Annotated in this window: 13 protein-coding genes; 5 read left to right on the top strand and 8 right to left on the bottom strand. The window is 67.4% G+C overall.

The window, feature by feature from the left end; genetic code table 11:
- Positions 1-70: 70 nt before the first annotated feature.
- The 8 genes from GBA63_RS01870 to GBA63_RS01835 all read right to left on the bottom strand — a co-directional run bounded on the left by GBA63_RS01870 (position 71) and on the right by GBA63_RS01835 (position 8,708).
- Positions 71-850, bottom strand: a complete 780-nt coding sequence (locus tag GBA63_RS01870) for a class II aldolase/adducin family protein (RefSeq protein ID WP_166179726.1) — start codon at positions 848-850, stop codon at positions 71-73.
- Between the two features lie 41 nt (positions 851-891).
- Entirely contained in the window at positions 892-2,340 is a 1,449-nt protein-coding gene (locus GBA63_RS01865; protein ID WP_166172947.1) for a xylulokinase, read from the bottom strand.
- A gap of 14 nt (positions 2,341-2,354) precedes the next feature.
- A complete protein-coding gene (locus tag GBA63_RS01860) occupies positions 2,355-3,386 on the bottom strand; it encodes a 2-hydroxyacid dehydrogenase (protein ID WP_166172945.1) in 1,032 nt (343 codons plus the stop codon).
- A complete protein-coding gene (locus GBA63_RS01855) occupies positions 3,383-4,024 on the bottom strand; it encodes a histidine phosphatase family protein (RefSeq protein WP_166172943.1) in 642 nt (213 codons plus the stop codon). Before GBA63_RS01855 ends, GBA63_RS01860 begins: the two co-directional genes overlap by 4 nt.
- A complete protein-coding gene (locus tag GBA63_RS01850) occupies positions 4,021-5,496 on the bottom strand; it encodes an FGGY-family carbohydrate kinase (protein ID WP_207957023.1) in 1,476 nt (491 codons plus the stop codon). The genes GBA63_RS01855 and GBA63_RS01850 overlap by 4 nt, the downstream gene beginning before the upstream one ends.
- Positions 5,497-5,581: 85 nt before the next feature.
- Positions 5,582-6,433: a carbohydrate ABC transporter permease gene (locus GBA63_RS01845; RefSeq protein WP_207957022.1), complete on the bottom strand. Its 852-nt coding sequence runs from the start codon at positions 6,431-6,433 to the stop codon at positions 5,582-5,584.
- A 1-nt stretch (position 6,434) separates the two neighbouring features.
- Positions 6,435-7,298 carry a carbohydrate ABC transporter permease gene (locus GBA63_RS01840; RefSeq protein ID WP_166172941.1) on the bottom strand — a complete coding sequence of 288 codons (864 nt, stop codon included), beginning with the start codon at positions 7,296-7,298 and terminating at the stop codon, positions 6,435-6,437.
- A gap of 9 nt (positions 7,299-7,307) precedes the next feature.
- The gene (locus GBA63_RS01835) at positions 7,308-8,708 is read right to left on the bottom strand and encodes an ABC transporter substrate-binding protein (protein ID WP_166172939.1); all 1,401 of its coding nucleotides are present in this window, start codon (positions 8,706-8,708) and stop codon (positions 7,308-7,310) included.
- A 343-nt stretch (positions 8,709-9,051) separates the two neighbouring features.
- Here GBA63_RS01835 and GBA63_RS01830 point away from each other — a divergent pair, with 343 nt between their 5' ends.
- From GBA63_RS01830 to GBA63_RS01810, 5 genes are all read left to right on the top strand, one after another.
- Entirely contained in the window at positions 9,052-9,849 is a 798-nt protein-coding gene (locus GBA63_RS01830; protein ID WP_166172937.1) for a DeoR/GlpR family DNA-binding transcription regulator, read from the top strand.
- Positions 9,850-10,011: 162 nt separating this feature from the next.
- Positions 10,012-10,737 (top strand): FadR/GntR family transcriptional regulator, encoded by a 726-nt coding sequence (locus tag GBA63_RS01825; protein WP_166172935.1) that lies wholly within the window; start codon positions 10,012-10,014, stop codon positions 10,735-10,737.
- Complete coding sequence (locus tag GBA63_RS01820) at positions 10,734-11,669, top strand: U32 family peptidase (protein ID WP_166172933.1); 936 nt, start codon at positions 10,734-10,736, stop codon at positions 11,667-11,669. The genes GBA63_RS01825 and GBA63_RS01820 overlap by 4 nt, the downstream gene beginning before the upstream one ends.
- Entirely contained in the window at positions 11,666-12,829 is a 1,164-nt protein-coding gene (locus GBA63_RS01815; protein ID WP_166172931.1) for a mandelate racemase/muconate lactonizing enzyme family protein, read from the top strand. Before GBA63_RS01820 ends, GBA63_RS01815 begins: the two co-directional genes overlap by 4 nt.
- The gene (locus GBA63_RS01810; RefSeq protein ID WP_166172929.1) at positions 12,829-13,596 is read left to right on the top strand and encodes an SDR family NAD(P)-dependent oxidoreductase; all 768 of its coding nucleotides are present in this window, start codon (positions 12,829-12,831) and stop codon (positions 13,594-13,596) included. The genes GBA63_RS01815 and GBA63_RS01810 overlap by 1 nt, the downstream gene beginning before the upstream one ends.
- The last annotated feature ends 10 nt before the right edge of the window (positions 13,597-13,606 follow it).

The raw sequence follows: 13,606 nt of genomic DNA, 5'->3' as shown, positions 1-13,606 counted from the left end.
TCTCTCCGGTCACGACGCCCTCCGATCCTTCTCGCGTCCTTTGCGGGCCCGTTTCCCCGGTACTCGGCGGTCAACGGTCGCCCTGGATCACCCGTCGGCGGTACTCTTCGTCCGGGCGGGCATCAAGGCTGTCGGCCTGCCCGGCGGTCAGGTAGACCGGTTCCCCGGCGGCGAGCACCCCGGACATGATGCGGGCGTGCTTGGCCGCCATCGTGGTGACCTGTTCCACCCCTCCCGCGGACTGCCCCAGGGCGACGAGCCCGTGGTTTTGGAGGTAGATGGTCTTCGGGGCCGCTCCGACGCGCCGCCGGTGCGCCCGCAGGGCATCGAGCAGGGCGTGGGCCAGGGGAAGCCCCACGTCCACGTAGGGCAAGTACAAGGGGTGCCGGCCGAGCACCACGACCTGGTCAGGGAAGATCGCGCCCTCGGAGAGCGAACCCGCCCGGTCGGAGCACAGCACGGCGTTCACGGCGGTCGGGTGGGTGTGCCCCACGAAGGTCGCCTCCCCCTCCGTAAGGCAGAGCGCGTGCATCACCGCCTCTATGGAGGGGCGCAAGTCCCCCTCCCCTTCGCTCCGGGCCGCCATCAACGCCTCGCCCAGCTCGCCGTCCGACGGGTCCACGAGGTCCAGGAGCGCCAGCGTGCGCCCGAGATCCATCCTGACGAAGCTCCCCTCCCTCGCCTCGGCCAGCGACGTGCCGCTGGCCTTGACGAGAAACGTCTCGTCGTCCAGGCGGACCGAGGTGTTGCCCTCGCCCAGGATCACAAGGTCCCTCTCGGGCCTTCCGAGGGACCTGGACAGGCCCACCAGCTCGTCCAGTCGCGTACCGCTTGGCGCGTTCACAGGCATGTTCACGGGCGTCTCCTCCTCCGGGTCGCATTCCCCAACCGCTACCGCCCTCCACGCCCTTCTTGCAGGGCCTGCGTGATGGGGGGAAGCATGCTTTGCAGGTTCTTGTAGAGCTCCAGGCGCCCGGCGTACCGCGCGGTCATCCGCGGGTCGGGCTCGAACGTCCGTCCCTCCGTGTTGGACAGCGCCTTCACCGACGCCTCGTCGGGCCACAGCCCGGTGGCCAGGCCGGCGAGCATCGCGGCCCCCGCCGCCGCGCCGTGGCCCAGGCGCGGCACCGTGACCGGGACGCCGAGCACATCGGCCTTTATCCGGGTCCAGCCCTCGCTCTTCGAGCCGCCGCCGACGGATCGCACGGGGCTGAGGTCGCCGAGCACCTCCCGCAGACGCCCGAAGTTATCCCCGAGGCCTAAAGCCGTGCCCTCGTAGATGGCGACTGCAAAGTCTCCCGCGTCCACGTCGAGGTCGAGGCCGACCACGGCGCCGCGGGCGGTTACGTCCCAGGTGGGGGTTCTCTCGCCGGCGAAGGCGGGGACCATGAGGAGCCTGCCGGGGCGCTCCCCGATCTTTTCGGAGGCGTTCGCGTCGAAGCCAGCAGGGTTCTCGAAGCCGGTCAGCTTCACGCCCCAGTCGGTCACGGCGCCGGCGGTCACCATCGCGGCGAGGATGAGGTCCTTGCCGCCGACGCCGTGGCGCGTGTGGATCATGCCCGGCACGCGCGTCCCGCGTTCGGCGGCGGTGATGGCCACGGTGGAGAAGCCGGTCATCTCCACGAGCCCGTCTCCCGGGCCGAAGATGCCGGCCTCAAGGGCCGCGCCGACGGCGTCTATCCCGCCGTGGGCGACCGGCGTGCCCTCGGGCAGGCCCGTGGCGACCGCCGCAGCCCCTGAGACCTCACCGGCGATCTGCAACGCGGGCCGAACCCGGGGGAGCAGATCCAGCGGGACGAGGCCTGGGAGCGCCGGGTCGAACTCGCCGTCCCACCCCTGAAAGAGCCCGGCGGTGGTCTCGTCGAGGGTGAACTCCCCCGTCAGCCGCGCCACCAGAAAGCCGTTGACGCACAGGACCGCGCGGGCGTTCTCCAACTCCTCCGGGCGGTTGCGCGCGAGCCACAGGAGCTTGCCTGTGGCGAAGTACGGGTCCGGCGGGTTGCGGGTCGGCTGTGTGGCGGCGGAGATCTCCCGCGTCTCCCGAAGGGCGCGGCGGTCTATCCAGGTGAGCGCCGGCCCGAGCGGCTCGGCGTCCCCGTCCACGCAGACGAGGGTGGGGGCCTGGCACGTCACGGCGACGCCCGAGACGGGCTCCCCCGCGACCACCCCCGGCAGCGCGTCGGTCACCGCCAGCCACCAGGCCCGGGCGTCCTGTTCGGCCCCGAGCCCGGCGAGCCTGGTGGGGTAACGAACCGTCCTCTCGCGGACGATCTCCCCGTCGGGGTTGACCGCGACCGCCTTCAGGCCAGTGGTGCCCGCGTCTATGCCGATGGCGTTCATGACCGGACCGGCCTCTAGCCGACCGCCTCCCCGTTGACGACGTTCTCCATCTTCTCCCCCCGCGCGTACCGCCCGACCTCCGCGGCGGCGATATCCGCGGCCCGGTGCGCCGTCTCCCTGGTGGCACCCGCTATGTGGGGCGAGAGCACGAGGTTCGGCGCGGCGAAGAGCCGCGACCCCTCAGGCGGCGGCTCCTCCTCGTAGACGTCCAGCGCGGCGGCCCCGAGCTGGCCGGATTCCAGGGCGTCGCAGAGGGCGTCGTAGTCCAGCAGCCCCCCGCGGGCCGTGTTGACGAGGACGGAGCCCTCCGGCATCTTTCCGATCTGCTCGGCCCCGATCATGCCTCGCGTCTCGTCGCTGAGGCGGGCGTGCAAACTGACGACCTTCGACCTTTCGAGCAACTCGTCGAGCCCGGCCTTGCGCCCACCCGCCTTCACGACCGGTCCGTCTTCGACGAAAGGATCGTGGACCAGCACCTCGGCCCCGAACGCGGCAAGGACCTTCGCCACCCGGCTGCCTATGGCCCCGAAACCCACCAGCCCGACGGTCGAGCCGTCCAGCTCGATGCCGTTCTCCTCGTAGGCGTAGAACTCGCCGCGCCACTCGCCGCCCTTGAGGGAGGCGTGGGCGTCCGGGATGCGCTTCATGGCGGCGAGCATGAGCCCGAGGGCGTACTCGGCGGCGGCCGGGGCGTTGCGTCCCGGGGCGTTGGCTATGATGACGCCGTTCTCGGTGGCGGCCTCGACGTTCACGTTGACGGGTCCTCCGCGCGTCACGACCACGAGCTTGAGGTCCTGGAGGGAGTTCAGCACCTTCCGCGTGATCGGGGCCAGTTGCGTGACTATGACCTCCGCGCCCCGACCGGCGGCGACGATCTCCTCCTCGCCGCCGGCCGCCTCCCTGACCTCGGCCACGTCCACGTGCGGCTCCATCGGCCAGTCGAAGTCTATGGTCGTGACGTCGAGGCTATCCCCAAGCTCCTTTTTCAGGGCCTGCACCATCAGCCGGCTCAGTACGTGGCGGTCCCCCGCGACCAGGATCTTCATCTGACGTTCTCCCTTTTCGTGTTCTCCGCGTGTGCAAGGTCGTTCAAGGAGTACAGCGCGCCCCCGCCCACGCCGAAGCGCATCTCGCTCACGGCGCCGTTGACGATGCGCGGCAGCCGCCGCCGATACTCCCCGAGCGGGACGCCGAGCGCCGCGCACAGCCCGAGCCTGAGCAGCGTGTTGTGGGCCACCACGAGGACCGTCGCCCCGGCGCGCGAGAGGCGCAGGTCCTCGAAGACCGCGAGGATTCTATTCGCCCCGTCCTCCAGCGGCTCGCCGCCAGGGAAGCCGTGCTCGGCGGATTCGAGGAACCGTTCGGCGCGCTCCGGGTCCTCCGACCGGATCTCATCGAAAGTCTTGCCCTCCCACTCCCCGAAGTCCAGCTCCCTCAGCCGGTCGTCCGTCTCCGGCTTTAGGCCGCAGGCCTCCGCGGCGGGCCCGGCGGTGAGCAGCGCCCGCTTGAGCGGCGAGCTCAGCACGAGAGACGGGGATTCCTGCTTCGCGCGCCGGGCGAGCGTCCTGGCCTGCTCGCGGCCGGTCTCGTCTATGCCGATGTCCGTCCGGCTCACGTAGCGGTTGTCGCGGTGCCACTCCGTCCGGCCGTGGCGGGCCAACAGGAGACGTACAGGCTCCGTCATCCGTCCAGCCTCGCCCGGTGGGCCAGATCCTCGTGTATAAAGCCCCGCTCGACGAAGGCGTCCGCCAAGCGTTCGAAGTTCTCCGCGAGCCCGCCGTTGGAGCCTTCGGGCTCGAACTCCCACTTCGTCCCGCTCATGCTCGTCGCGGTCTCGGCGACGGGGCCGGAGCCGGCGCGCGCCAGGATCGCCATTCCGACAGAACCTTCAGAAGAACGGGGCACGATCACGGGCATCCCGAGGACGTCGGCCCGGATCTGGGACCACAGACGACTCCTGGCCCCGCCCCCCGTGCTGCTCACCGGCCCCGACACCTCAGCCCCGAGCGAGTCGAGGTGGGCGAAACAGAGCCTCTCGACGAAAGCCACCCCTTCGAGCACGGCCCTGTAGCGGTCCACCTCGTCCTCCGGCTCGCCCTCCCAGAAGCTTCGGGCCTCCGGCGCAGAGAAGGGGAAACGCTCGCCCTTCGTCGCCAGCGGGTAGAAGACCGCGCTCGACGGCCCCCTCTTCTCCGCCTCCCCGTTCAGGGCTTGGAGGTCGGCGTCGGGGAACATCTCGGGGATGACGCCGGCGCCGGTGCTGGAGGCGCCGCCGGGGAGCCAGCCGCCGTCGGGGTGGCGGTGGCAGTAGACGACGCCGGCCGGGTCGCGCAGGAGCTTCGGGGCGACACCCTTCAGGGCGAGCGTCGTGCCGAGGACCGAGTTCCAGCGCCCGGGCTCCAGGGCTCCGGCGGCAATCTGGGCCGCGCAACTGTCCGTCATTCCCGCCCGGATCGGGGTGCCCGCGGGGATGCCGGTGTGTTCGGCCGCCCGCGCGGAGACCTCTCCGAGGTCGGTGCCGGGACGCACGACCGGCGGCAGGAGGCCTACCGGGACGCCGAGGTGCTCCATCACGCCTTCGGGCCAACGCTCGTTTACGAGGTCCCAGCCCGTCTTCAGGGCGTGGCTCCAGTCGGTGCCGACGGGTTCCCCGGCAAGGCGTGAGGCCACGAAGTCCGCCTGGTGCATCATCCTGGAGGCACCTTCGCCGAAGCCGTGTTCGAGTAGCCACAACAACCTCGGGAGGGCGTAGGAGCCGCTGATCTTGTACCCGAGCGAGTCCCAGAGCTCGTGCCCGACCTCCTGGGCCGTTTCGGCCTCTTTGGCGGCGCGGCCGTCGTTGTACATGATCGCGGGCGTCAGCGGGCGCCCCTCTTTATCCGCCAGAAGGATCGTGCCCGAGGTGGAACATATGGCGAGGCCGTCCACGGGCCTGCCGCCGAGGTCTTTCGTCGCCTCCCGCGCGGCCTCGCCCACGGCTTCCCACCAGGACTCGGGGTCCTGCTCGTGGCGCACCTCGTCCGAACGCTCGCTCGTGAGTGGGGCGCTGCCCGAGCTCACCTCCGCGCCGTCTTCTTCCACCAGCACGACCCTGACGCTCTGGGTGCCGAGGTCTATGCCGACGGTTACCGGCGCGTCGGTGCCGTTCGAGGTCACCCGTTCTCCCAGGAGATCACGACCTTGCCCGCCCTCCCCGCGTCATCGCCTGCCTCCCCTCGCGTGCCCGCACCAGACGCCTACCTTAACCCTTTACCGTGCCGGCCGTGAGGCCCCGGATCATGTACCGCAGCGCGAACACCGCGATGACGAACTCGGGGACGATAGCCAGCATCACGCCGGCCGCCATGGACCCCCACTGTATCTGCTCGAAGGAGATGAACTGGAGCAAACCCCCTGTAATTACCTGGGTCCTCTGCGAAGCCAGCACCAGCGCGAAGACGAAGTGGTTCCAGGCGTAAATAAAAGACAGCACGCAGCTGGCCGCGAGCCCCGGCAACGCTATGCGCGTGATAATCATGCGGAAGGAAGTGAACCAGCTCCCGCCGTCTATCTGGACCGCCTCTTCGAGTTCCCTGGGCACGTCCTCCAGAAAGCTCCTCATCATCCAGACCATCAGGGGAAAGGTGATGAGCTGGTAGATCAGGATAAGGCCGATGTACGTGTCGTAGAGCCCGAACGACTGGTAGATCACGAACAGGGGAAGCAATATGATCAGCTCCGGCGCGAACCGCAAGGAGAGGAACGCGAACGCCAGATCCTCCTTGCCCCGAAACTCCATCCTCGCCAGCGCGTACGCCGCCGGCAACGCGATGAGCGCCGACAAGAACAACGCCCCGAAGGTGACTATTACGGAGTTCTTGAACGGCGTCAGGAAGTCGGGCCGCGAGAGGACCTCGGCGTAGTTGGCGAGCGTCGGGGTGAAGATGAACTTGGGGGGCGTGGCTATAACGTCCCGCTGCACCTTGAGGGACATGAGGAAGATCCAGAACAGGGGAAACAACGCGAACGCCGTATAGGCGAGCAACGCCACGTTCGCGAGGATGCCGTTCCTGCGCTTCGCCCGGCTGGCGCTGGTCTTGCCTTTTCCTAACACTTCAGGCCAACCTCCCTCTCCTGGCGCGGAGCAAGAAGAACGCGAGGGCGTAGCAGAGGACCCAGAGCACGACCAGGTACGTCATCGAGCTTCCGATGTCGAGCGCCCTTATGCCCGTGAAGTACGACTGGACGTGAAGGTTCATCGTCGCGTCTATCGGGCCGCCCCTGGTCGCCGTGTAGATGATGTCGAACATCTTCAGCGAGTCGATGCCCCTGAACACGATCACGATTACGAAGAACGGCCGCAGGAGGGGCACTACGAGGTTCCACACCTCTCTTGCGTAGCTCGCGCCGTCCACCCTGGCGGCCTCGTGGACCTCCGTCGGGATGGACTGCATCCCGGCGAGCAGGATCAGGATGACGAAGGGCGTGTAGATCCAGGTATCTATCAAGACCACCGAGAAGAGCGCCGTGCTCGTCGAGCCGAGCCAATCGAAAGGCGGCAGGTAAACCCAGCTGAGCATGTAGTTGAGGACCCCGTCTGGCGTCATCATGACGCGCCACATCATGGTCGCCACCACCGGCGGCATGAGGAGCGGCAGCACGATCAGCGCCCTGTAGACCTTTATGTGCGCCCCCTCCCTCGTCAGCAGCAGCGCGACCCCGAACCCGAGCAACAGCTGCACCGTGACAGCCAGGGCGGCGTAGGCGAAGGTGATGAGGATCGAGTGCAGGCCGTCCCCGCTCGGCCTGAACGCCTCGACGTAGTTGCTCAGGCCGGTGAAGGCGGGGTTCTGGCCGAGCGTGAGGTCGAAGTCCGTGAAGCTCCAGTAGACCCCGCTCAGGAACGGGTAGAGCACCGCGAGCAGCAGCGCTATGCCCGGCAGGAGCAGCAGGTACGGGAGCCGTCGCGACTGGTTCATGGCCCCGGCCTACGAGCCCTTGGCCGAGTCGTAGATCTCCTGCATGTCCTTCGCCGCCGCGTCCAGCGTCTCCTTCACGGACCCGCCGCCGAGGGCTATCTCCTGGATGGCGAGCGCCCAGCGGTCGCCGAAGGCCGGGTACTTGGGCGACTTTATGTAGTTCCAGGCTGCGTGGTCGGAGAGGATCTTCTGCCACGTCTCGTTGTAGGAGCCCCAGTCTTTGGTGTACTCCTTCATGGTCTCGGAGTTGGCGAGCGACTGGCGGGTGGGGTTGATGTTCCCTTCGGTGATGGCCTTTTCGAGCTGCTCTTTCGTCGTCGCCCACTGAAGGAAGATCCAGGCCGCTATGTTGTTCTTTGAGGACGCCGACATCGCCAGCGACCAGAGCCAGATGTTCCCCATCCTTCCCGCCGACCCCTCGGGCGGCAACCCGTAGTCCACCTTCCCGGCCACGGCGCTCGCCGTCGGGTCCTCGAAGGCCTCGGACATGTGGTCGGCGTCGATAAAGAACGCCGCGTTCCCCGCGCTGAAGTGGTTCATGGCCTCGTACCACGTGAAGGTGCCCACGTTGTTGGGCGCGTGGCCCATGACCTCGGCCCACTTCTCCGTCGCCTCGACGCCCTCGGGGGAGTTGATGGCGACCTTGCCGTTCTCGTCGACATCCGTGGCACCGTACCCCAGGAACGCAGTGCTGTAGCCTGACTGGATGGTCGGGAAGGTCTTGTCCCCGCGCGCCACGAAGCCGTCCACCTTCTTGCCGCCGAAGGTCTTCCCGTCGACCTCCTTGACGGCCGCTATGAGCTCGTCCCAGGTCTGGGGAGCCGAGATCCCGGCCTCCTCCAAAATGTCCGTCCGCGAGAAGAGCGAGTACCCCTCCTCGTTGGCGGGTATCGACCACAGCTTGCCGCGCCACCTGTTCACCCCGAGCGCCGCCGGGTAGAAGTCGTCGAGGTCGTAGTCGGCGCTCGTGAGCGCCTTGTTGTTGATGTAGGCGTCGAGCGGCTCGCTCCAGCCCGGGGCAGCGAACTCCCAGTTGTTTGGCGGCCCGTTCATGAACGCGTCGTAGTTGCCCTTGCCGGTCGAGAGGTCGGTCCTGAGCTTCTGGAAGAACTCCTCCTCGGGCAGCGTGTCGTACTGGACCTTGATCCCGGTCTTCTTCTCGAAGCTCCCGAGCTCCTTGATGAACGAGTCGGCCATCGGATGCTTGGCGAAGAGCACGTTGATGGTCTTGCCCTTCTCCCGCGTCCACGAGAACTCGCCCTTGACCTTGGACGGATCCTGCCCGCCCGACCGCTCCTGCGCGAAGTCCACCCCGCAACCGGCCAGCCCAAGCGCCGCGGCCCCGGCCCCGACCCCCCTCAGAAAGTCCCTGCGCCGCATCCTGCGCAACCCCATACCCTCTTCCCGCATCCCTTCTCCTTCCCCGGACCACCCAAACGAAGCGGCCCATCGAGTCCCCTCCAACCGTCGGCCTCGGTTACCGAAAAAGCTCACGAGAAACCCGAACCCACGACCCACCTTCCGCCGGTAGCCCGAACGCCTCCCGCCAGCACCCGCTCACCCTAGCCTCGTAACTTATACTCCTATTCTTATCGTAAATGATGAAATAATCTCATGTCAAGTGTTCTTTTCATGAAATTTTCTCTTGCGTCTCGAAGGTACACGTGCGATTCTCGGACATGTACAATCGTTTTGTCCGTCTTGTTGCGTGGTGTCGTCGCGTGGTGTAGGAGGGGGGTATGGGATCTTCGAGTTGACTGGAGAAGGGTCTGGCAGGGGTAGTGTCGGGCGGGTGGCGGAGCGTCAGGCGCGGGTGGCGGAGTACGTGTTGGAGAAGGGATCTGTCGGGATCAAGGACCTGACTGACCTCTTCGGGGTGAGCCTCATAACGATCCACCGCGACCTGGACGAGCTGGAGCGCCAGGGCCTGCTGCGGAAGCTGCGGGGGCACGTTACGGCGCAGCCGACGAGCCGGTTCGACAGCAGCGTGCGCTACAGGCTCAGGACGGCGACGGCGGAGAAAGAGGCGCTCGCGAGGTCGGCGGCCGCCCAGGTGCGGCCCGGCGATTCGGTGATCCTCGACGAGTCCACGACGGCGCTCATGGCGGCGAGGCTGTTGCCGGAGAAGAGCCCCATCACCGTCATAACCAACTTCGTCATGGCGATGAACGAGCTACACGGTTTGAGGGGGGTCGACCTGATCATGCTCGGCGGCGAATACCTGCCGGCCCTCGAAGCCTTCGGCGGCGCCGTCTGCGAAGCCTCCCTCTCCGTAGTCCGCGCCGACGTCGTCCTCATGTCCACCTCGGCCGTCTCCGACTGCTTCGCCCTCCACCAGGACCAGGAGATAATGCGCGGCAAAAGGGCCATGATGAACTCGGCCAAACGCCGCATCCTCCTCGTGGACCACACCAAATTCGACAAAGTCGCCCTCCACCGACTCGCCCACTTAAGCGACTTCGACCTCGTAATAGTGGACGCCAAAGTCAGCGAAGCCCAGATCCAGGAACTCCAAGAAAACGAAATCCCCTTCGAAATCGCCTCCCTGTAATGAGGCTACAGGCATCGGGTTGCAGGTAAAGAAGATGAGCGACATCGCAGCCGGATTACGCAACTACGTTCTGCCAAGGGCATAGCATCAGCAGCGGCGCTTCTCTACAACGCCTGAAACCTATTTGACACTCCGCCCGATTGGTATGACAATGCCGCTGGGGTGAAAGACAAGATCCAGCGTACGAGGCTCAGGGACCGGGCGGCCGAGGAGCTCCTGGACATGGTGATCTCCGGCGGTCTTCGGCCGGGTGAGCGCCTTCCGCCGGAGCGCGAGTTGTGCGAGCGCCTCGGCGTGAGCCGGACCGTGGTTCGGGAGGCGCTTAATCTGGTGGAGGCGCGCGGGCTCATCAGCATCGAGCACGGCCGCGGCGCGGTGGTGAGCGGCGGAGAACCGCGGGCCGTGCGCGACACTTTGGGGCTGTTGCTGAGGGTCCAGCCCAAGACGTTGTGGGAGCTTCTGGAGATGCGGGGCATCCTGGAGGTCGAGGTCGCCGGCCTCGCTGCCGGGCGCGCAGGTCCGGGGGACCTGGAGGAGATGCGGGTCCAGGTGGAGAGGATGCGCGGGTCCATCGACGCGCCCGAGGGGTACGTGGACGCGGACGTCGCCTTCCACGCGCTGCTGGCGCGGGCGGCGCGCAACGGGGTGCTGCTCACGATGCTAGATCCCGTGGTGGATCTGCTCAGGGCCAGCCGCCGGGTCAGCGCCTCCCGCCCGGGAAACGCGCGGCGGGCGCTCGGGGAGCACGAGCGGATCCTCGCCGCCGTAGAGTCCGGCGACGCGGATGGGGCGAGGGATGAGATGCGCTCGCACCTCGCGAACACCGCGAGGGACATCGAGGAGGCCATCAGGGAGGGGATGTTGGAGACCGGGGAGGAGAACACATGAGAGCGCGCGAACTGCTGGCCGGCCTGGGGTTGCCGGGCAAGGACCTCTACGATCTGCCCGACACCGAAAAACGGTTCCCGGACGGGGCGCGGTACCGCGTCGAGATCCCGAGCGTCGAAGGCCCCCGCGTCCTCGAAGCGGTGCTCGACGAGGCCGAGAAACGCGAGGTACAGCTCCACCGCGTCTCCCAGGGCTCGGGCATCATGCTCCTCACGGACGCCGAGATCCTCGAGATGTGCTCGATGGCGCGGGAGTCGGGGCTGGAGCTCTCGCTCTTCGTCGGCCCGCGGGCCTCCTGGGAGACGGGCGCTTCCGCCGGCTCCAGCGCGGGCGGGGTGCTCGGCGCCCAGCATAGGGGCCAGGACCAGCTGGCCTACGCCCTCGAAGACGTGCTCCGGGGCGTGAGCCTGGGCCTTCGCGGCGTGCTCGTCGCGGACGCGGGCCTGCTGTGGGTCTTGCGGGACCTCAAGGCGAAGGGCGGGTTGCCGGAGGACCTCGTCGTCAAGGTCTCCGTGCAGCTCGCGGCCGCGAACGCGGCGGCCGTCAAGGCGATGGAGGACCTCGGGGCAGGTACCTACAACACGCCGACCGACCTCTCGCTCGCGCAGTTGGCGGCGATCCGGGCCGTCACGGATCTCCCGCTCGACGTGTATGTGGAAGTTCCGGACGATTTCGGCGGGTTCGTCAGGCACTACGAGATCCCGGACCTCGTCAGGGTGGCCTCGCCCGTCTTCGTCAAGTTCGGCCTCCGCAACGCCCCGAACATCTACCCGAGCGGGACGCACCTGGAGGCGACCGCGGTGGCACTCGGAAGAGAGCGGGTAAGGCGGGCCGAGATCGGGCTCTCGATGCTGGACCGTTACTACCCGGAGGCCGAGACCACGGAGAAGGGGGCCGTCTTCCCCGGCATCCCCGCAAAGGAGGGATCATGAAGATCACGCACGCCGAGACCTTCGTCGTCGGCACGGAATGGCGCAACCTCACGATCGTCCGCGTCCACACGGACGAAGGCCTGACGGGCCTCGGCGAGGTCAGGATGGTCAACCACACGGACGCCCTGGTCGGGTACCTGGCCGAAGCCATCCCGCGCCACCTCGTCGGGCACGACCCGTTCCGCATCGAGGACCTCGTAAAGAAGATGGGCCGCGACGACTTCTCGCGCGCCGGCGAGGTGATGAGCAGCGGTATAGCGGCTTTCGAGACCGCCTGCTGGGACATCGTCGGCAAGGCCCTCGACCAGCCCGTCTACAACCTCCTCGGCGGGCCCGTCCGCGACAAGGTAAAAGCCTACGCAAACGGCTGGTACCGCGTCGAGCGCACGCCCGAGGAGTTCCACGCCGCCGCGAAGAAGGTGGTGGAGAAGGGCTACAGGGCGCTCAAGCTCGACCCGTTCGGACCGGGACACTACGAGATGGAGCGGGAGGAGAAGCTCAAAGCCGTCGCGCTCGTCGAGGCCGTCAGGGATTCTATCGGGCCGGAGCCCGAGATCCTGCTCGAGATGCACGGTCGCTTCTCCCCGGCCACCGCCATCGAGATGGCCCGGATGCTCGAACCGTTCGGCCTGGGCTGGGTCGAGGAACCCGTCCCGCCCGTGAACCTGAAAGCCCTCAAGAAGGCCTCGGACGGAATCCGCTCCACTGTCGCCACCGGGGAGCGCATCCACCAGCGCCTCGAGTACCGCGAGGTCTTCGAGTTGCAGGCTGCCGACGTCATCCAGCCGGACATAAGCCACATAGGCGGCCTGCTCGAAACGAAGAAGCTCGCGGCGTGGGCCGACGCGTACTACGTCACCATCGCGCCGCACAACGTCGGGGGCCAGATCAACACGGCCGCCGCCCTGCACCTCGCAGCCTGCACGACGAATTTCCGTATCCAGGAGTACTTCAACGACTTCGCCGACCCCTGGGTCCGCGAGACCGCCCCGGGCCTGCCCGAGGTGGTAGACGGCTACTTCGAGTTGCCCAAAGGCCCCGGCCTCGGCGTCGAACTGAACGAAGAGGTCATAGCCGCCCACCCGAAACAGGACGTCCACTTTAACCTCTTCGCGGAGGGCTGGGAGAAGCGCGAGACGACGAGGGCCCCGGGGTTCTGATGGCCGCCCTATCGAACAAGAAGGCCCTCGTAACCGGCGCCGGCATGGGCATCGGGCAGGGCATCGCGGTTGAGCTCGCCAGCCAGGGCGCACAGGTCGCCGTCCACTACGCCCACACCGAACCGGAAGGGACCGTCGCCGAGATAGAGAAGCTCGGCGGCAAGGCCTTCACCGTCCAGGGAGACCTGAGCAAAGTCTCAGAGTGCGAGCGGGTGGTGGACGAAGCGGCGAAGGCGCTCGGCGGTCTCGACACGCTCGTCAACAACGCCGGCGTTACGAAGGCTCTGGATTTTCTGGACACCGACGAAGAGACTTACGACTCCCTCTTCGACCTGAACATGAAGGGGTACTTCTTCCTGGCCCGGCGGGCCGTGCCTTTCATGCGGGAGCGGGGCAGGGGAAGCATAACAAACATCACCTCCATCCACGGGTTCGCAGGGCTGCCCAGGCACACGGCCTACGCGGCCACCAAGGGCGCCATCAACGCCTTCACCCGCCAGCTCTCCATCGAGCTCGCGGACGAGAAGATCCGCGTGAACGCCGTTGGTCCCGGCATCATAGAGGTCCCCCGCTACTTCGACGACCCGAACTACTCCTCGGAGTTCGGGAACACCCTGGTCCCCTGGGGCCGCGTCGGACGCCCGAAGGACATAGGACCAACCGTCGCCTTCCTCGCCTCCGACGCCGCCGACTTCGTGACGGGCCAGGTCCTCTACGCAGACGGCGGCACGACGGCGCGTATGGGCCTCTGGTGGGAGCAGGGGTAGTAAGGCATCA

Origin of the sequence: Rubrobacter tropicus, from assembly GCF_011492945.1 — a bacterium.
Taxonomy (GTDB): domain Bacteria; phylum Actinomycetota; class Rubrobacteria; order Rubrobacterales; family Rubrobacteraceae; genus Rubrobacter_D; species Rubrobacter_D tropicus.
Note: the sequence above shows the minus strand (reverse complement) of the source record. Positions and strands in the feature narration are given on the sequence as shown.